Source organism: Terrabacter sp. Root181 (assembly GCF_001428505.1).
Taxonomy (GTDB): Bacteria; Actinomycetota; Actinomycetes; order Actinomycetales; family Dermatophilaceae; genus Terrabacter.
This window is the reverse complement of record NZ_LMHU01000001.1, coordinates 229,880-247,308: the sequence shown is the minus strand read 5'-3', so window position 1 is coordinate 247,308 and position 17,429 is coordinate 229,880. Positions and strand designations below refer to the sequence as shown.

The 17,429-nt window shown below is 72.6% G+C and carries 19 protein-coding genes; 14 read left to right on the top strand and 5 right to left on the bottom strand.

Annotated features, from left to right (window positions below; all coding sequences use genetic code 11):
* Nucleotides 1-1,020, top strand: a complete 1,020-nt coding sequence (locus ASD90_RS01125; RefSeq protein WP_056750470.1) for an alpha/beta fold hydrolase — start codon at nt 1-3, stop codon at nt 1,018-1,020.
* 66 nt (nt 1,021-1,086) lie between these two features.
* Nucleotides 1,087-1,863, top strand: a complete 777-nt coding sequence (locus ASD90_RS01120; RefSeq protein WP_056750467.1) for an isoprenylcysteine carboxylmethyltransferase family protein — start codon at nt 1,087-1,089, stop codon at nt 1,861-1,863.
* Between the two features lie 24 nt (nt 1,864-1,887).
* On the opposite strand, the gene ASD90_RS01115 is transcribed toward ASD90_RS01120, so the two are convergent.
* Nucleotides 1,888-2,091 carry a hypothetical protein gene (locus ASD90_RS01115; RefSeq protein ID WP_056750464.1) on the bottom strand — a complete coding sequence of 68 codons (204 nt, stop codon included), beginning with the start codon at nt 2,089-2,091 and terminating at the stop codon, nt 1,888-1,890.
* Between the two features lie 216 nt (nt 2,092-2,307).
* On the opposite strand from ASD90_RS01115, the gene ASD90_RS01110 reads away from it, so the two are divergent.
* From ASD90_RS01110 to ASD90_RS01090, 5 genes are all read left to right on the top strand, one after another.
* Nucleotides 2,308-2,706, top strand: a complete 399-nt coding sequence (locus tag ASD90_RS01110; RefSeq protein WP_235506339.1) for a hypothetical protein — start codon at nt 2,308-2,310, stop codon at nt 2,704-2,706.
* 119 nt (nt 2,707-2,825) lie between these two features.
* Complete coding sequence (locus ASD90_RS01105) at nt 2,826-3,926, top strand: DNA glycosylase AlkZ-like family protein (protein WP_056750457.1); 1,101 nt, start codon at nt 2,826-2,828, stop codon at nt 3,924-3,926.
* 21 nt (nt 3,927-3,947) lie between these two features.
* Nucleotides 3,948-4,565 carry a dihydrofolate reductase family protein gene (locus ASD90_RS01100; RefSeq protein ID WP_056750454.1) on the top strand — a complete coding sequence of 206 codons (618 nt, stop codon included), beginning with the start codon at nt 3,948-3,950 and terminating at the stop codon, nt 4,563-4,565.
* A 75-nt stretch (nt 4,566-4,640) separates the two neighbouring features.
* The gene (locus tag ASD90_RS23280; protein WP_056750451.1) at nt 4,641-4,841 is read left to right on the top strand and encodes a hypothetical protein; all 201 of its coding nucleotides are present in this window, start codon (nt 4,641-4,643) and stop codon (nt 4,839-4,841) included.
* Nucleotides 4,842-5,100: 259 nt separating this feature from the next.
* Entirely contained in the window at nt 5,101-8,772 is a 3,672-nt protein-coding gene (locus tag ASD90_RS01090; protein ID WP_056750448.1) for a DUF11 domain-containing protein, read from the top strand.
* A gap of 21 nt (nt 8,773-8,793) precedes the next feature.
* Here the strand turns inward: ASD90_RS01090 and ASD90_RS01085 are convergent, their stop codons facing one another.
* Nucleotides 8,794-9,255: a hypothetical protein gene (locus tag ASD90_RS01085; protein WP_056750445.1), complete on the bottom strand. Its 462-nt coding sequence runs from the start codon at nt 9,253-9,255 to the stop codon at nt 8,794-8,796.
* 200 nt (nt 9,256-9,455) lie between these two features.
* Here ASD90_RS01085 and ASD90_RS01080 point away from each other — a divergent pair, with 200 nt between their 5' ends.
* The 5 genes from ASD90_RS01080 to ASD90_RS01060 all read left to right on the top strand — a co-directional run bounded on the left by ASD90_RS01080 (nt 9,456) and on the right by ASD90_RS01060 (nt 13,378).
* Nucleotides 9,456-10,535, top strand: coding sequence for a semialdehyde dehydrogenase (locus tag ASD90_RS01080; RefSeq protein ID WP_056750443.1), 1,080 nt, complete (start codon nt 9,456-9,458; stop codon nt 10,533-10,535).
* Entirely contained in the window at nt 10,532-11,848 is a 1,317-nt protein-coding gene (locus ASD90_RS01075) for an NAD(P)/FAD-dependent oxidoreductase (RefSeq protein ID WP_056750439.1), read from the top strand. Before ASD90_RS01080 ends, ASD90_RS01075 begins: the two co-directional genes overlap by 4 nt.
* Before the next feature lie 181 nt (nt 11,849-12,029).
* Nucleotides 12,030-12,284 (top strand): DUF4287 domain-containing protein, encoded by a 255-nt coding sequence (locus ASD90_RS01070; protein WP_056750436.1) that lies wholly within the window; start codon nt 12,030-12,032, stop codon nt 12,282-12,284.
* Nucleotides 12,281-12,991, top strand: coding sequence for a class I SAM-dependent methyltransferase (locus ASD90_RS01065; protein WP_235506338.1), 711 nt, complete (start codon nt 12,281-12,283; stop codon nt 12,989-12,991). The genes ASD90_RS01070 and ASD90_RS01065 overlap by 4 nt, the downstream gene beginning before the upstream one ends.
* Before the next feature lie 105 nt (nt 12,992-13,096).
* Nucleotides 13,097-13,378 (top strand): DUF427 domain-containing protein, encoded by a 282-nt coding sequence (locus ASD90_RS01060; protein ID WP_056750433.1) that lies wholly within the window; start codon nt 13,097-13,099, stop codon nt 13,376-13,378.
* A gap of 15 nt (nt 13,379-13,393) precedes the next feature.
* On the opposite strand, the gene ASD90_RS01055 is transcribed toward ASD90_RS01060, so the two are convergent.
* On the bottom strand, nt 13,394-13,780 hold the full coding sequence (locus ASD90_RS01055; protein WP_056750431.1) for an iron chaperone: 387 nt from the start codon (nt 13,778-13,780) through the stop codon (nt 13,394-13,396).
* A 145-nt stretch (nt 13,781-13,925) separates the two neighbouring features.
* Here ASD90_RS01055 and ASD90_RS01050 point away from each other — a divergent pair, with 145 nt between their 5' ends.
* Both ASD90_RS01050 and ASD90_RS01045 read left to right on the top strand, forming a co-directional pair.
* The gene (locus ASD90_RS01050) at nt 13,926-14,894 is read left to right on the top strand and encodes a thermonuclease family protein (protein ID WP_056750427.1); all 969 of its coding nucleotides are present in this window, start codon (nt 13,926-13,928) and stop codon (nt 14,892-14,894) included.
* A 55-nt stretch (nt 14,895-14,949) separates the two neighbouring features.
* Nucleotides 14,950-15,894 (top strand): phosphotransferase family protein, encoded by a 945-nt coding sequence (locus ASD90_RS01045; RefSeq protein ID WP_056750422.1) that lies wholly within the window; start codon nt 14,950-14,952, stop codon nt 15,892-15,894.
* Between the two features lie 100 nt (nt 15,895-15,994).
* Here the strand turns inward: ASD90_RS01045 and ASD90_RS01040 are convergent, their stop codons facing one another.
* Both ASD90_RS01040 and ASD90_RS01035 read right to left on the bottom strand, forming a co-directional pair.
* Nucleotides 15,995-16,759 carry a GNAT family N-acetyltransferase gene (locus tag ASD90_RS01040; protein WP_056750421.1) on the bottom strand — a complete coding sequence of 255 codons (765 nt, stop codon included), beginning with the start codon at nt 16,757-16,759 and terminating at the stop codon, nt 15,995-15,997.
* A 49-nt stretch (nt 16,760-16,808) separates the two neighbouring features.
* A complete protein-coding gene (locus tag ASD90_RS01035) occupies nt 16,809-17,402 on the bottom strand; it encodes a dihydrofolate reductase family protein (RefSeq protein WP_056750419.1) in 594 nt (197 codons plus the stop codon).
* Between the last annotated feature and the right edge of the window lie 27 nt (nt 17,403-17,429).

Below are 17,429 nucleotides of genomic sequence, written 5' to 3'. Positions count from 1 at the left end.
GTGGCTGCGCAGCGCCTGGGGACGGCCCCCCTGACTGGCGGGGGCCGAGTGGCGTATGCCGTCACGGGGAGTGGTCCGTTCCTCGTGGTCGCCCCCGGATGGCTGAGCCACCTCGAGATGGGATGGGCCATCCCCGGCGAGCGGATGTTCCACGAGGCGTTGTCGTCCGGACGCACCCTGGTGCGCTACGACCGACCGGGCTGCGGCCTCTCCGACGCCTACGACGGCCCCCGCACGATGGAGCTGGAGGTCGCCACGATCGCTGCCGTCACCGACGCTGTCGGCGCCACCCGCTTCGACCTGTTCGGCTGGTCACTGGGGGCCGCGGCGGCCGTTCAGTGGGCCGCCGAACGGCCGGAAACCCTCTCGCGCCTCGTGCTCTACGGCGGCTGGCCCATCGGGAGCGCCATCGGTGACGACCACAGCCGGCAGCACGTGCTCGGCCTGCTCGCGACCCATTGGGGACTGGGATCGGACCTGCTCACCGAGGTCTTCGCCCCCGATGCGGACGCCGGCACGCGACGGACCCTCGCCCGCTACCAGCGCGCCGCCTCCTCGGCCGAGACGGCGGTCGCATTGCTGCAGCTCGCCTACGGACTCGACGTCACCCCGGCCGTCGGGCGCGTCCGGGCACCGACCCTGGTGCTGCACCGTCGTGGAGACCGGGCCGCCCCGCTGGCCGGCGGCCGGGCTCTCGCACAGGCGATCCCGGAGGCCGAGCTCGTCGAGCTCGAGGGCCGCTCGCACCTTCCTGCCATCGGCGATGCGCAGTCGGTCGTCGACGAGGTGCGGCGTTTCCTCGGCCTGCCGGCGCTGCGCCGCGCCGTGCCGACCGGGCTCACGACGCGCCAGACGGAGGTCGCGGGCCTCGTGGCAGAGGGCCTCACGAACCGCCAGATCGCAGACAGGCTCGGCATCTCCGAGCGGTCCGCCGAGTCGCACCTGGAGCGGATCCGGCTGCGACTCGGGTTCAGCTCCCGCTCGCAGGTGGCGGCCTGGTACGTCGCGCGGACCCCGTAGAGGACGCCGTAGAAGTGGGGTAGTTCCACGGCTGTGCCGCCGCCCGCGCGTCGACAACCTGTAGAGATGTCCCGACGCATCGCGTTTCTCGTCATCTCCGCCGCCGCCTGGTGCGGGTTCGTCGCCATCACCGTGTGGACGATGGTCTTCCTCGCCGGCATCGCGATCCCCCGCACCGTCGACGGGCCGGCTCGCGCCAGCACCGGCTGGGCGGTCGCCGTCGACCTCGCGCTCCTGCTGCTCTTCGCCGTGCAGCACTCGGTGATGGCACGTCGACCGGCGAAGGCCTGGCTCCGCAGACAGGTCCCGGCCGAGCTCGAGCGCACCACCTACGTCCTCGCCACCAACGCGTGCCTCGCGCTCCTGCTGGCGCTGTGGCAACCATGGGACCAGCTGATCTGGCACGTCGACGGCGTGACGGCATACGCCCTCTGGACGCTGTGCGCGGCGGGCTGGGTGCTCGCGATCGCGGCGACCTTCGCCGTCGACCACCTCGAGCTGCTCGGGCTCCGGCAGGCCGGGTGGGGCTCTCGCACGCAGCCGTCCCACGGGCCCGCGACGCTGCAGGTCGGCGGCCTCCACGCGATCGTGCGGCACCCGCTGATGACCGGGATGGTGCTCGCGTTCTGGGCCACCCCGCAGATGAGCGCGCCGCACCTGCTCTTCGCCGTCGCCGCCACCGGCTACATCGCCGTCGGGATCACCTTCGAGGAGCGCGACCTCCGCCGCACGTTCGGGGCGGCGTACGACGCGTATGCCGTCAGCGTCCCCGCGCTCGTCCCCGGGCTCCGTCTCGGGCGTGGCACCCGGACGGCCGCACCGTCGGGTCGCGAGCGGCCCTGACCCACCTCACGGTCCGCGGGGCGGTCACTCGCCGCGGATGCGGTCCGGCTTGAGGATGACGAGGGCCAGTGCGACGAGCAGCCCGGCGACGATGCCGACGACGAGCCCGCGCCCGACGTCCTTCGTGAGCGCGCCACCCATGAGCCCGGCGAGCGCCCCGATCGACGCGCACCCGGTGAACGTCGCGATGACCTTGGCCCAGAAGGGCGCCTGCACCTGACCAGCCATGCCGCCACAGTAGCGGCGCGCGCGTCGGGACCACGCCGATCCCGTATGCCGTGGGCGACGTCCGCGCCGCCCGTGGCCACCTAGGCTGGCTGGGACGACAGACGACAGACGACAGACGACAGACGACCGACGACGCGGTGATCGCGAGGACCGCATGACGACGACCTCCCAGCTGACGGCGCGGGCCCCGCGATGAGGCTCGCCCGCTCGGATGCCATGACGCGACTCGTCGCTCACGACCACGGCGTGCTCTGCACCCTCCACGCCACCCGCGGTGTCGACGCCGTGCCGTGTGTCTACGCAGTCGACGAGGACGGCTTCGTCGGGGTGCCGATCGACCGCGTCAAACCCAAGTCGCTGTCCCGGCTCCAGCGCGAGCACAACCTCGAGTCCGACTCGCGCGCAACGCTGCTCGTCGAGCAGTGGGACCGCGACGACTGGTCGCGGCTCTGGTGGGTGCGCGCCTCGCTGGAGTGGGACGCGGCACCGTCGCCCGAACGCATGGATGGTCTCGCGGCGTTGCTCGCCGACCGCTACACGCAGTACCGGGACCGCCCCTTCGACCGCGTCCTCGTCCTGCGCATCGTCGACGTCACCGGCTGGGCCGCGAGCTGACCCGACCGGCCACCCTGCCACCACCCGGTTCGAGCCACTCCCTCCGCCCGTGCACGAGCCACAGGAGAGGTGACCGCCCCGACCACCGCGTGTCGGCGGGGCTGGCTAGGGTCTCCGGCATGGTGGTCCACCAGCTCACGAGCGAGCAGGCCCGTCGCATCGCGGTGCACGCGCAGCTGCTCGACCTGCCGCGCCCGACCGACCTCGTGCAGACGGTCGAGCGGCTGACGTTCCTCCAGATCGACCCGACCGCAGCCATCGCTCCGAGCGCCGACCTCGTCCTGTGGAGCCGCCTCGGCAGGACCTACGACCCCGCCGACCTCACGAAGGCCATCGAGCACGACCGCACCCTCGTAGAGACCGTCGCCTACGTCCGCAGCCCGCACGACGTGCCGGCCGTGATCGCCGAGGTCCGCGACGCCGAGCCCTACCCGTTCATGGCCGACTGGCTCGCCGCCAACGACTCGTTCCGCCGCGACATCCTCACCACGCTGGAAGCCGACGGACCCCTCCTCTCACGCGACATCCCCGACACGAGCGTCGTCCCGTGGCCCTCGACCGGCTGGACCAACAACCGCAACATCACCAAGATGCTCGAGGCCATGGCCCTGAGAGGCGAAGTCGCGATCGCCGGGCGCAAGGGCCGCCAGCGCTACTTCGACGTCCCCGAGCGTGTCTATCCGCCCGACCTCGCGTCGCTCAGCCTCGACGAGGCGATCGCACACCGCAACGAGCGTCGCCTGGCCTCCCTCGGCATCGCCCGGGCCAGCGGCACCGTCATGCCGGGCGAGGGCAACTACGTCGGCGACGCCGGCGAGCCCGCCGAGGTCGAGGGCGTGCCAGGGACGTGGCGCGTCCACCCGGCATACCTCGACGTCGCCGACAGCTTCAGGGGACGCACCGCCCTCCTCAGCCCGTTCGACCGGCTCGTCCACGACCGCGTGCGCGCCGAGCAGCTCTGGGGTTTCGAGTACATCCTCGAGATGTACAAGCCGAAGGACCAACGCCGGTGGGGCTACTTTGCGCTGCCGATCCTCCACCACGACCGGCTCGTCGGGAAGCTCGACGCCCAAGCCGACCGCAAGGCCGGCACGCTCGTCGTCAATGCGATCCACGAGGACGTCCGCTTCACCAAGGCCATCACGACCGCCGTCCACCGCGAGATCACCGACCTCGCCGTCTGGCTCAACCTCACCCCCAGCGGCCCCGCAGCCCCGTAGCCCCACCACCAGGAGACCGCCGTGCGCCGGATCGTGCTCTACACCATCACCTCGCTCGACGGCTCCGTCGACGACCCCACGCGCTGCTTCCCGCCCGACGTCGACCCCGACAAGCCCCAGCCGCCGACGTTCGACGACGTCCTCATCGAGCGCGAGACGGCCCTCATCGAGCGGCAGGACGCCGTGCTCCTCGGCCGCCACATGTACGACGAGTGGTCGCGCTACTGGCCGACCTCCGACGAGCAGCCCTTCGCCGACTTCATCAACGGCGTCAAGAAGTACGTCGTCACGTCCAGCCCGCTCACGACGCAGTGGGGTGACGCCGAGGTCGTCCAGGGCCCCCTCGCCGACGTCGTCCGCGACCTGAAAGCCTTGCCCGGCAACGACATCGGCGTCCACGGCAGCATCGAGCTCGCCCGGTCACTGCTCGCCGAGGGCCTCGTCGACGAGCTCCACCTCGCCGTCGCGCCCGTCCTCGACCCCGAGGGTCGCCGCCTCTTCGACTGCCTGGCCGAACTCCAGCGCCTCACCCTGGTCAGCGCCACCCCGACCCCGACCGGCGCACTCTGGCTCGTCTACCGCCCGGCCGGCTCGACCGCCGAGGACCGTCCCCGATCCGGCGTCCCGTTGACGCGGTAGCCGCGCACCGCCCGCTTCGACTGCGCCGACAGGACCGACCCGTCGCTCTGGTGCGAGAGCACCGACAGTCGCGACATGTTCGACAGCAGCGAGAGCGCGCTCATCGACGACCCGATCGACAGGAACGACGCGAACGAGCCGACACTGCCGATCGAGAGCACCGACCCCGCGCTCCCGATCGAGAGCACCGATCCCGTCGACCCGATCGACAGGAACGAGTCCCGGGACGCGATCGACCACTTCCCCGCGCGTGATGTCGCCATGACCGCAGCCTAGGCACGTCGGCGCGACCGAGGCGTATGCCGTGCGGCCGGCCGCGGGACAAAGTGCACTCCGCTGCGGTCCCGCCCCACGCATACGCACCGTTCCCACAGACACCCCCACCGTAGCGGCGCCCCTCAGGTATCACCCGTTTCATAACGAATTGTATTGGTACGCAAGAGTTGTGGGCATTTCGGTGATGCGGCTGCGGCTCGAAACAGGCCGGGGCAACACTGAAAGGTCGCTCAGTCCAACCAACGGGGAAGGAACGGACATGACAGCGCATCTCATCCCGCGCGTGCTGGCGGTCACTCTGATGGCGGCATCGCTGCCGATGACCTCCGCACTGGCCATCACTTCGAGCCAGGGCACGGTGATGCAGAGCGGCAGAGAACCGGGGCCCTACGTCAGCCAACCCTTCGCGGCCGGGAGGACCACGACGCCGCTCAAGAAGCTGAGCCACCACCCCAGCGCGACGCGCGTCGACCCGGGCGAGGGCCTCGGGCGCGGGCACGCGAGCGCCACCACGAAGACACCGGGCGCCAAGGACCCCGTCCTCCAGACGAGCAAGACCCTCGCCTCCGCGACGACCAAGGCGGCCCCGTCCTTCGACGCCGGCCAGGAGCTCACCGCGCCGCTCGTGTCCTTCGCCGGACAGACGAGCCCGTTCACCCCGCCCGACCCCAACGGTGACGTGGGGCCCAACCACTACGTCCAGATGGTCAACTCCCAGATCCAGATCTGGAACAAGCAGGGCACCTCGCTCGCCGGCCCCACCAACATCAACGTGCTCTGGCAGAACGGCACGACGGCCGGCACCGGCTTCGACCAGTGCCGCAACCAGAACGCCGGCGACCCGATCGTCCTCTACGACCAGGAGGCCGACCGGTTCATGATCAGCCAGTTCACCAACCCGAACTCGGCGACCGGTCCCGGCGGCACGTTCCCGATGTGCATCGCCTACTCGCAGACACCCGACCCGACGCAGAACTGGTTCCTCTACCAGTTCAACCTGCCGCGGTCGCACGACTACATGAAGTACGGCATCTGGCCCGACGGGCTCTACATGTCGACGTACGAGGGTGGCGCGGTCGGCGCGTACGCCTTCGACCGTGGGCAGATGCTCTCCGGCTCGCCCGCGACCTTCCAGTCCTTCAGCGTCGGCGTCGGCGGCGGCGTCGACGGCCGCGAGCGCCGCATCGTCCCGGCCGACTGGGACGGCGCCAACCCGCCGCCCGCAGGTGCGCCGAACCCGTTCGCGATGTCGTTCGACGGCGCCTTCGACGGCGGCAACGACCGCATCGAGATCCGGTCGTTCCACGTCGACTGGGCCACCCCGGCCAACACGACGTTCACGCTGACCGACACGGTCAACACGGCGGCCTTCGACACCGACCTCAGCTGCACACCGACCTTCCGCGACTGCATCCCGCAGCCCGGGACGACGCAGAAGGTCGACGGCATCACCAACCGCCTCATGGCGCGCCTGCAGTACCGCAACTTCGCCGACCACCAGGCCATGGTCATCAACCAGACCGTGGACGCCGACGGCGCCAACCGCGCCGGGGTGCGGTGGTACGAGCTGCGCAACACCGGGGCCGGCTGGTCGATCTTCCAGCAGGGGACGTACGCGCCGGTCGACGGCGTGCACCGCTGGATGGCGGCCGCGGCGATGGACGGCCGGGGCGACATCGCCCTCGGCTACTCGGCATCCGACGGCACGACGACCTTCCCGTCGCTGGCCTACACGGCCCGCAGCGTCAACGACCCGCTCGGGTCCATGCCGCAGGGTGAGCAGACGATGACCGCGGGCACGGCCTTCCAGGCGGGATCGAACCGCTGGGGCGACTACGCCGGCCTCAACGTCGACCCGGTCGACGACTGCACCTACTGGCTCACGGGCATGCACGACAACGGGCTGACGACCATCGGCTCGTTCCGGATGCCGTCGTGCCTCCAGAGCGACCTGCGCATCACGAAGACCGACTCGCCCGACCCGGTCGTCGCCGGTCAGGACCTCACGTACACGCTGACCGCGACCAACGACGGTCCGGCGACGGCGCAGGCCGTCACCGTCACCGACGTGCTGCCGGCCGGTGTGAGCCTCGTCAGCGCACCCGGCTGCACCAACGCCGCCGGCACCCTGACCTGTGCCGTCGGGACCCTCCTGCCGGCCCAGTCGGTCGTCATCGGGATCCAGGTCCACGTGCCGTCGAACTTCCTCGGCACCAACGCGTCCGGGCTGATCACCAACACGGCCTCGGTCGCGGCGGCCAACCAGACCGACCCGACACCCGGCAACAACACGGCGACCGCGACGACGACGGTGCTGGCCAAGGCCGACCTCGCCGTCACGAAGGTCTGCAAGCCGGACACCACGGCACCCGCGGGCACCGAGGCCTTCTGTGACATCCACGTCGACAACCTCGGACCCTCCGACGCCGTCACCGTGACGCTCACCGACGTCCTCACCTCGAGCACGCCGTTCTCGGTCACCGGGGTCACCGTGACCCCGTCCGGCACGTGCGCACCGACGGCCGCCGGCCCGGCTACCGCGATCACGATCACGTGCGACCTCGGCACCGAGCCGGCCGGGGGGCGCACCACGGTGCGCGTCCTCGTCACCGCAGCCGACGTCGCCGAGGTCAACGACGTCGCCACCGTGTCGAGCCCGACGCCCGACCCGGTCACGGCCAACAACCAGGCGACGGGCAAGGTGGTCTTCACCGGCTCCGCCGACCTCCAGGTGACGAAGACCGGGCCGGCCTCGGTCGTCGCCGGCACCCCGATCCAGTACGTCGTCACGGTGACGAACAACGGTCCGTCGCGGGCCGTCGGCACCGTCGTGACCGACCGGCTGCCCACCGGAGTGACCTTCGTGTCGGTGTCGACGACCGTCGGCACGTGCACGTACGGCCAGCCCACCGGGCACGACCTGACGTGCAACCTCGGCAACCTCAACGCCGGGGCGAGCGCCGTCGTCACGGTCAACGGCACCGTCGCACCGGACGTCACGCCCGGCACGATCCTCGTCAACGAGGCCGTCGTGTCGAGCACCACGGCCGACCCGGACAACGCCAACAACCGGGTCAGCGTCCCGACGGGCGTCACGGCCTCGGCCGACCTCCGGGTCACCAAGACCGACTCGCCCGACCCGGTCATCGCCGGCGGCCTCCTGACGTGGACCATCACGGCCACCAACGGCGGTCCGTCGACGGCGACCTCGGTCCTGCTGACCGACACCCTGCCGACCGGCGTGACGTTCGTGTCCGGCGTCGACAACAACGGCCAGACGGTGTGCACGCTCGTGCAGACCGCGAGCGTCGAGTGCGCCGTCGGCACGCTGCAACCGAGCCAGACCGCGACGGTCCAGCTCACGGTGCGCGTCGACCCGTCGCTCGACCCGGGCACGGTGCTGACCAACAGCGTCGTGGTGAGCTCTCCGACACCCGACCCGGTGCCGGGCAACAACACCGCGACGGCGGGCACCACCGTCAACACCCGCGCCGACGTCTGGCTCGACAAGCAGGCGAGCAAGCGGTCCGGCAACCCGTCGCCGACGCTCATCTACACCCTCGTCGTGCACAACGACACCGGGTGCGAGACCGACGCCCAGTCGACGCAGACCCCGACGTGCGGCACCGGCGGCCCGTCCGACGCCCGCGACATCGTGGTCACGGACGCGCTCCCGCTGACGAACAAGAAGCTCGTCGTGCAGTACGTCTCGCCGCAGTGCACCTACACCAAGGCCACCCACACGGTCCGGTGCACCTCCGCCAACGTCCCGGCCGGCGCCTCGGTGACCTTCGTCATCGAGTCGCAGGTGTCCGGCAGCGTCGGCACGATCCTCAACACCGCGTCCGTGACGAGCTCGACGCCCGACCTGACGCTCGGCAACAACACCAACGCGGCGTCGATCGTCATGAAGGGGGGCACGGGCAAGTAGCAGCGCGAACGCGAGTCGTCCCTACTGCATGGACGACTCGTAGACCAGGGTGACCGTCGGCATCGGCTCGGTGCCGACGGTCACCGACGTCGGACGCGGGGTGATGCGCGGCGGTGGCGCAGGCGCGGCGGTCAGCGTGTAGGTCCCGGGAGCGAGGGCCAGCGACACCCGCCCGTCCGCCGCCGTCGTGCCCCGCGCCACCACCGTCCCGTCCGCGCCGGTCGCGACGACCTCGACGGCGCCCACCGGCTCCTCGGGGCAGGCCGGCGCCGATGATCCCCCAGCAGTCGGCCGCGGCTCGGGCCCGCACACGGGCCGGTAGACGGCGACGACCTCGAGCACGCCGGACGTCGCACCCCCGGATGCACTGCTGCTCGACGACACCGGGGGGCCGGCGCTCCCGCCCGTGGCCGACCCGTCGCCGCCCGAGCAGGCCGCCACCGAGAAGGCGCAGACGGCCAGGGCCGCCGCGATGCGGAGCATCCTCGATTATCGCCCCGCCCGGCACGGGCGCACGAGCGCTGGGTACGCGTACCCAGTTTCGAGGGCGTATGCCGTCCCGCGCGCTCCCCGAGGTATCACCCCCTCCGGCCGCTCCTCCTCTCCTGCAACGGCGCCGCACCGCGACTCATGAAGCGGCTCCTCCCGAGCCACACGGCATACGCAGACCCCTCAGGAGCACCGTGAGCAGCACGTTCGCCTTCACCGTCCACCCGCGGGCCCGCCTCGGCGAGGACCTCGCCCGCGTCTGGTCGCCGCTCGGCCGGGTGCCGGACCCCGTCTACGACACCGCCCTGCGCCGGCTCCCGCTGCGCCCGATCTCGATGGCGGGCATCCATATCGGCGGCTCGCGCGTCGGCCACGTCGTGCTCGTGCCGTTCGGGGCGCGCCACCTGCTCACCTCCCCCAGCGAAGGCCGGGCCCGCGTTCACCGTGCGGTCGACAAGGCCCGCGCCCTCGGCTGCGACGTCGTGGGGCTCGGCGCCCTGACCGCCACGGTGACCGCGGGCGGGGTCTCGCTCCGCGGCCGCACCGACATCGGCGTGACGAACGGCAACGCCTTCACCGCCGCGATCGTCGACGACCAGGCCCGCCGCCTGCTGCGCGACGCCGTCGACCACCCGGCCGACCCGCACGTCGCGATCGTCGGCGCGACGGGCAGCGTCGGCGCTGCGGTCACCCGGCTGCTCGCCCGCGACCGGGCCGTCGCCCGGCTCACCCTCGTCGCCCGCGGGGCCGGACGGCTCGACGTGCTCGCCGCCGAGGTCGGCCGCCAGGTCCCGACGACGACCGCCACGACGATGGACGCCGTCGCCACGGCAGACCTCGTCATCCTCCTCACCGCCTCGGCCGACGCGCTCCTCGGCGCCCAGCACCTCGCGCCCGGAGCCGTCGTGCTCGACGCGACCCAGCCCCGGAACACCTCCCCGTCGCTCGTCGAGGAGCGGCCCGACGTCCTCGTCGTCGACGGCGGCGTCGTCGACATCCCGAGCCTGCGCCTCGCCGGCGGCAACATCGGCCTCCCCGACGGCCGCTCCTACGCGTGCTTCGCCGAGACCGCGCTCCTCGCGCTCACCGGCCACCGCGGCCACTTCTCGATCGGCGTCCCGACGCTCGAGCTCGTCGACCGGACCCGCGGGATGGCCGCCGACCTCGCCCACCTCGGCTTCCGTGCCGCGGAGCCGACGACGTTCGGGCGCCCGGTCGCCGTCGGCCGCCCCGCCACCACCACCGCCGTCTCCACGCTGGCGGTGGCGTCGTGACCACGCTCGTCCGCGGCGGCCACCGCGCCCGCTACCGCGTCGTCCTCCTCGGCGGCGGCTACGTCACCCTCCACGCGTATGCCGGCCTGATGCGTCACGCCGGACGCGCGGTCCGCGCGGGCGACGTCCAGGTCGTCGTCATCAGCACCGACGACGCGCACAGCTTCCACGGCTTCACCGGCGAGGTCCTCGCGGGGCTGCTGCCCTACGACCGGACGCGCACGCCGCTCGTCGACGCGATGCCGCACGCGCACGTCGTCCTCGGCCGCGCGACGGCGATCGACGCCGAGCACCGGGTCGTGCGCTACGTGCTGGCCGACGACGAGTCCGATCCCCGGCCTGGTTCGCCCTCCGACACTGGCTACGAGCGCGTCCTCGACTACGACGCCCTGGTCGTCGGCACCGGCGGCCGTGAGCCCGCGACCACCGTGCCGGGCCTCGCCGAGCACGGCTTCACGCTGCGGGCGCCCGGCGACATCGCCGTCCTGACCGACCGCGTCCGCGAGGCAGCGGCGCACCGCGGTCTCCGCCGTCACACCGTCGTCGTCGCCGGTGGCGGGATGGCCGGCGTCGAGATGGCCGCGGCCGTCGCCGACCTCGGCGGTGCGCGCGTCCGCGTCGAGCTCGTCCACTCCGGCGACGCGATCCTCCCCGAGCTGCGCGACGACCAGCCCCGCCTCGCCCGTCGCGCCGACCAGGAGCTGCGTCGCCTCGGCGTCCGGGTGCGCCTCGGGGTGCGCCTCGCCTCGGTGACCGAGGACCACGCCTACCTCTCCGACGGCACGAGCCTCCCGGCGAGCACCGTCATCGCGACCATCGGCCAACGTCCCGTGCAGGTCCCGGGGCTCGACGCGCACCGCGACCCGCGCGGCCGCCTCGTCACCCGGCCCGACCTCTCCGTCGTCGACGGCGTCTGGGCCGCCGGGGACGCCGCGTGTGTCGTCCACCCGACGAGCGGCGAGCCCGTGCCGGCCAACGCGCTGTGGGCGATCAAGGGCGGCGAGCACGTGGGGCGCAACCTCGCGCGGACGTTCCGCGGCCGCCCGACCAAGCCGTTCGCCTACCGCGGGCTCGGCCAGGCGGCCTCCTTCGGCGTCGGCCGCTCGATCTCCGAGCTCTACGGCATCCCCTTCACCGGCTGGGTCGCGTGGGTGCTGCGCCTGACCTTCTTCCTGCGCTTCATGCCGTCGCGGCGCAAGGCGGGCCAGGTCGTGGCCGACTTCGCCCGCCACGCGGCACACGGCCGCAGCACTCCCGTCCCGGAACCCGCCGAGGTCGCGGTCGCCGGCCTCGCGACCGCCCGGACCGCCTAGGCCACACAGCCGACCCGAACCGGGACGGCCGGCTGGCAGCTCGACAGGGGCCGCGCCTTCCCGACGCGCGGCGGGGGCCCTGCTGCCAGCCGGTCGTCCCTCCCGTGCGGGTGCCACCGGAGTGTCGAGATGCGGGCCGGCCGTTCGACGTGGTGGCATGACGACCACTCCAGGAGGACCCATGAGCACCCAGCCCACCGCCGGCCCGGACACCAGTCCCGCCCCCAAGGGACCGGCGTCCTACTTCCCGTCGATCGAGCGGAACCACGGCCGGCCGATCGAGCACTGGATCGGCCTCGTCCGCGAGCAGCACGCCGCCGGCACGGTCAAGCACGGCGAGCTCGTCACGTGGCTCAAGACCGAGCACGGCTTCGGGCACGGACACGCGACCGCCGTCGTCGCGCACACCCTCGGGCTCATCAAGGCCGAGGCGTGACCGAGCCGGTCCACCTCACCCGGCCGGTCCACGCCAGCGAGCCCGTGACCGAGCCCGTGCACGTGACCGAGCCCGTGCACGTGACCGAGACGCGGGCGGCCTACGACACGGTCGCGGCGGACTACGCGAGCCTGCTCGAGGGCGAGCTCGAGCGGAGCCCGCTCGACCGGGCGCTGCTCGGCCACTTCGCCGAGCTCGTCCGGCTCGAGGGCGGCGGACCGGTCGTCGACGTCGGCTGCGGACCGGGGCGCCTCACCGGGCACCTCGCCGCCCTCGGCCTCGACGTCAGCGGCATCGACCTGTCGCCGGGCATGGTCGCGGAGGCGCGTCGGCGGCACCCCGACCTCGACTTCCGCACGGGCACCCTCGCCGCGCTCGACCTCGCCGACGCCTCGGTCACCGGCGTCGTCGCGTGGTACTCGGTCATCCACACCCCGGCGGCGCTGCTGCCCGACGTGTTCGCCGAGCTGCACCGCGTCACCCGCCCGAACGGGCTGCTGCTGCTCGCCTTCCAGACCGGTGGCTTCTCGGTGCGGCACGAGCAGGCATACGGCCACGCGGTCACCTTCGAGGCTCACCGCCATGACGCCGACCGGGTGACCGCGCAGCTCGCCGACGCGGGCTTCCGCGTCACGGTGCGCACCGAGCGGGCCTCGCAGGACTACGAGAAGACCCCGCAGGCGTTCCTCCTCGCCCGCCGAGACTGAGCGTTGCCCCGGCTGAGGCTGTCCAACGTTCGGAAGGATTCGACCCGCCCCGGAGTTGTCGGTGAGGACGTCCCACCCCGGGACGCGAGCGACAAGGAGCTCAGCGTGCGTGCGATCTGGAACGGCAAGGTCATCGCCGAGAGCGACGACACCGTCGTCGTCGAGGGCAACCACTACTTCCCCCGCGAGTCCGTCCACGACAGCGTGCTCGTCGAGAGCGGCACGCAGACCGCCTGCCCGTGGAAGGGCGAGGCCTCGTACTTCTCCCTCACCGTCGACGGCGACACCAACCGCGACGCCGCATGGTTCTACCCGACGCCCAAGAGCGCAGCCGCGCAGATCCGGGACCGGGTCGCCTTCTGGCGCGGCGTCACGGTCACCGACTGAGGTCGGCGCTCGTGGTCACCCCGAGTGGCGTGCCGCGAGCGCCCGGGCGACCCGCTCGATGAGGTCGAAGGGCACGGGGTCCTTGTAGAAGAACTGCACCGTGTCCTTCTTCGCTCGGTGCGGCGCCACCTCCGCCTCGAGGTCGGGATCCAGCTCCCCCACCGGGTAGAGCCCGACGTGCTTCTTCCACCCCGCGAAGTGGATGCCGTAGCGGCCGCTGAACATGATCGCCGGCATGCCGTAGCGGATCTTCTCCTCGCCGCCGGGCACCGCCCGGCGGAGCGCCGCGGCCACCTGCTCGAGCACTTGGCGCGGCCCGTCCGGAAAGCCCTGGACGTAGGCGTCCACGGTGGTCGGAGCGCTCGTGGCCTGGTCGGTCGGTGTGGTCTCCGGCTCGCTCATCGGTCCCCCTCGTCGTGCTTCGTGACAGGTCCCCCGTCCCCGCCAGTGTGACCGACTGCAGGCCCCACGACCATGGCCGATTCGCCGGACAGGGCGGTACCGATCACCTACGGTGAGCCCGATCAGCAGGGGACCAGGGAGCAGGATGCGCAGCCGCAGGACCAACGGACTCGTCATCGTCGCCGCCCTCGTGGCGCTCGCCGCGATCGGTGGCACCGCGGCGCGAGGCTCCGACGAGAACGCTCTCGCCGGTGCCGTGGCGGAACCCGTCGTGACGGCCACGCACACGCCAGCTCCCACGACCCCGGTCGCGACGGTCGACGCGGATGCCGCCCGGCGCGCCGACGAGGCCAAGGCCGTCGCCGACCAGGCTGCCGCGGACCAGGCTGCCGCCGCGAAGAAGGCCGCCGACGCCAAGGCTGCTGCTGCCCGAGCCGCCGCGGCCAAGGCTGCCGCCGACAGGGCCGCGCAGGCCACGGCCGCGGCCGCGAAGGCGAAGGCGGCTGCAGCCACCTGGGCCGTGACCACGGTCGTCGACGGCGACACGATCTGGGTCTCCCGGGCCGGGGTGTCACGCAAGATCCGCTTCATCGGCATCGACACCCCCGAGACCGGCCAGTGTGGCTTCACCGAGGCCCGCAACGCGCTGCGCGGCATCATCGGTGGCCAGCGCGTGACCCTCACCGCCGGCGCCCAGGACGACGTCGACCGCTACGGCCGACTGCTCCGCTACGTGGACGTGGGTGGGGTCGACGCCGGCCTGCGCCTCGTCAAGCGGGGGTATGCCGTCGCCCGCTACGACTCGGGGGACGGCTACGGGGCCCACACGCGCGAGACGGCGTACGTCCGCGCGGACGCCGCGAGCCCCACGGCCGCGTGCGTCGACCCGAACGTGGGCGCCACCGGTGGAGCGGTTGGCAGCGGCTTCACCGGCTCGTGGCCACAGGCGGGCGACAAGTCCCCGTGCCCGCAGTCGCGCCCGGTCAAGGGCAACGAGGACTCGATGATCGCCCACGAGCCGGGCGACCGGTACTACAACGTGACCAAGCCCGAGCAGTGCTTCGCGACGATGAGTGACGCCGAGTCCGCCGGCTTCCGCCCCGCCAAGGTCTGACGTCCTCGCGCGTTGTCGACTTGAGCCTTGTCGTCCCACTCGGCATGCTCGCCCGATGGGTGGTCACGCGGTCGGCGTCCGGATCGGCTTCGCTCAGGCGCCCGCTCGGATGCGGCAGTGGGTCGAGCGGCGACTGGGCGGCGAGGTGGTCGGCGTCGTCGACTGTGTCGGCGGCATGTCGCCGGGACCTGCCGCGCGGGTGCGCACGGCATCAGGGACCGCCGCCTTCGTCAAGGCCTGCGGCACCGCCCTCGACCCGGCGACACCCGAGCTCCTGCGTGCCGAGGCTCGGGTGCTGGCCGCCCTTCCCGACCACGCGTGCCTGCCGCGGCTGCTCGACGTCCACGACGACGGCGACTGGGTCGTCCTCCTCGTCGAGGACCTGCCGGGGTCACCTCCCCCAGCCCCCTGGAGTGGCGCAGACCTCCGGCGCGTCGGCGATGCGCTCCACGAGCTGCGGCCAGTGCTGGACGCGGTCCACCTCGACGGCCTCCCCGCGGCACGGGACTCGTCCCCGATCTTCCTCACCCGGTGGCGCGGGCTGGCCGACCGCCTCGACCTCGTCGACCCGTGGTGGGCCGAGCACCACGACGCGCTCGCCGTGCATGCCGACCGCGCGGCGGACCTCATCGACGGGGATGCGCTCGTGCACTGGGACATCCGGGCCGACAACATCGTGCTGACGGCTGACCGGACCGTGCTCGTCGACTGGGGACAGGCCAGGCGTGGCGCGGCCTGGATGGACCACGCGCTGCTGGCGCTCGACTGCTCCATGACCGGCAGCGAGGTGCCGACAGCCCAGCTGGCGCGCACCGACCCGGCCCTGCGCGACCGCGACCCCGCAGACCTCCTCGCCCTCGCGGCCGCGGCGTCGATGTCGTTCGTGTCCCGGTCGACCGAGCCGGCCCGGCCGAGCCTGCCGACCCTCCCGGCGACCTGCGCCCGCTGGGCCGATGCCCTGCGCCCCTACCTCGCGGACGCCCTCGCCGAGGTCGGCTGACCGGGGGGCGCCGGAGACGCGACGGCGACCCGAGCTGTGCGTCAGTGCTGCACCCAGCGCAGCAGTGACGGAGGGCGCTCCCGGTGATGCTGCTCGTGCCTCAGTCGTCGAGCTCGAGGATGCAGGCCGTGCCGACGTCGACGAAGCCGACCCGGCGGTAGATCTCGCCCGCCGCGTCGGACCCGGCGGAGAGGAAGACGACCTCGACGCCCTGCTCGCGGCACGCGGCGACGAGGGTGCTCGTGATCGCCGTGCCGTGACCGCGGCCCCGGTGGCCGGGTGGCACGGCGATGCCCATGAGCTCGGCGACGTCCCCGCGCGGTGCGGCGGACCCGGCGCCGCAGAGACGGTTGCCCTCGAACGAGGCGACGACGAGGAGGTCGCCGCGCTCCATGAGCTCGGGCCGCCTGCCCGGGTCCTTCGGCTCCACCTCGTCGCACCCCTCGAAACCTGCCGACACCGCGCCCATCGCCAACGACAGGTGCGGCTCGGCCGGGTGCAGGGTCCGTGCCCGCGGGTCTGGCGACACCGGCACCTCCGGCGGCATGACGAGCAGTGGGTAGCGGTGTGGCTCGTGACCGGCTCCACGCACGGCGGGCAGCAGCGTGGGCGTCACCTCGTCGACCCACTCGAGCGCCCGCGGCACCCCGAGGGCCTGCTGGTGCTCCAGCACACGGCATACGTCCTCGGGGGTGAAGACGCCCCGACCGCCCAACCGGGGCCGCGCGTAGAACTGCCACCCGGTGCCCTCGTCGGCGACGAAGAGCGTGAAGGGGCCCACCTCCTCGACCGCCGCGACAGCGCGCGGGACCCGGTCGTAGTAGGCCTCGATGCGGTCCAGCCGCGCGTCGTGAGCTCGCCCCATGGCGCCACCATGACAGCCGGTGACCCGTGCGAGCGACCGGATTACGGCGTCAGCCGCGCTGCGCCGGATAGACGAGGTGCGTGACCCGCTCGCCCTCGACGACGGTCGTCGGGTTTCCGAGCACGACCTGGCCGGCGGCCTCGGTGAAGTAGGGGCGCCCGACGCCGAGGAAGCACGGCACGAGGTCGATCGCCACCTCGTCGAGCAGCCCCTCGGCCACGCACTGGCTCGCGATCTCACCCGCGGCTACACCGACGTCCGCGTCGCCAGCGATCTCGCGGGCCCGCGCCACCGCATCGTGCACGCCGCCCGTCACGAACTCGACCGTGCCGCCGGGGTAGCCCCAGCCGTCCGGCGGCGCGTGGGTCAGCACGACGACCGGGACACCGAGCGGGTGCGTGCCCTTCCAGCCGTCGGTGATGTCGAAGAGGTGCCGGCCGACGACGAGCGCACCGAGCCGTCCGACCCACGACCGCCAGTAGTCCGCGTCGGTCTGCGTCAGGTGGAAGGTCATGTCACCGCCCGCCGACTCCCACGGCACCTCGCCCGCCTCGTACCAGTCGAAGAGCGGCCCGACCTCGTCGTTCGGTCCCGCGACGAAACCGTCCAGCGACATCGATGCCGACGACACGACCTTGCCCATGCTGCTCTCCTGTCCTTCGTGTCCCGC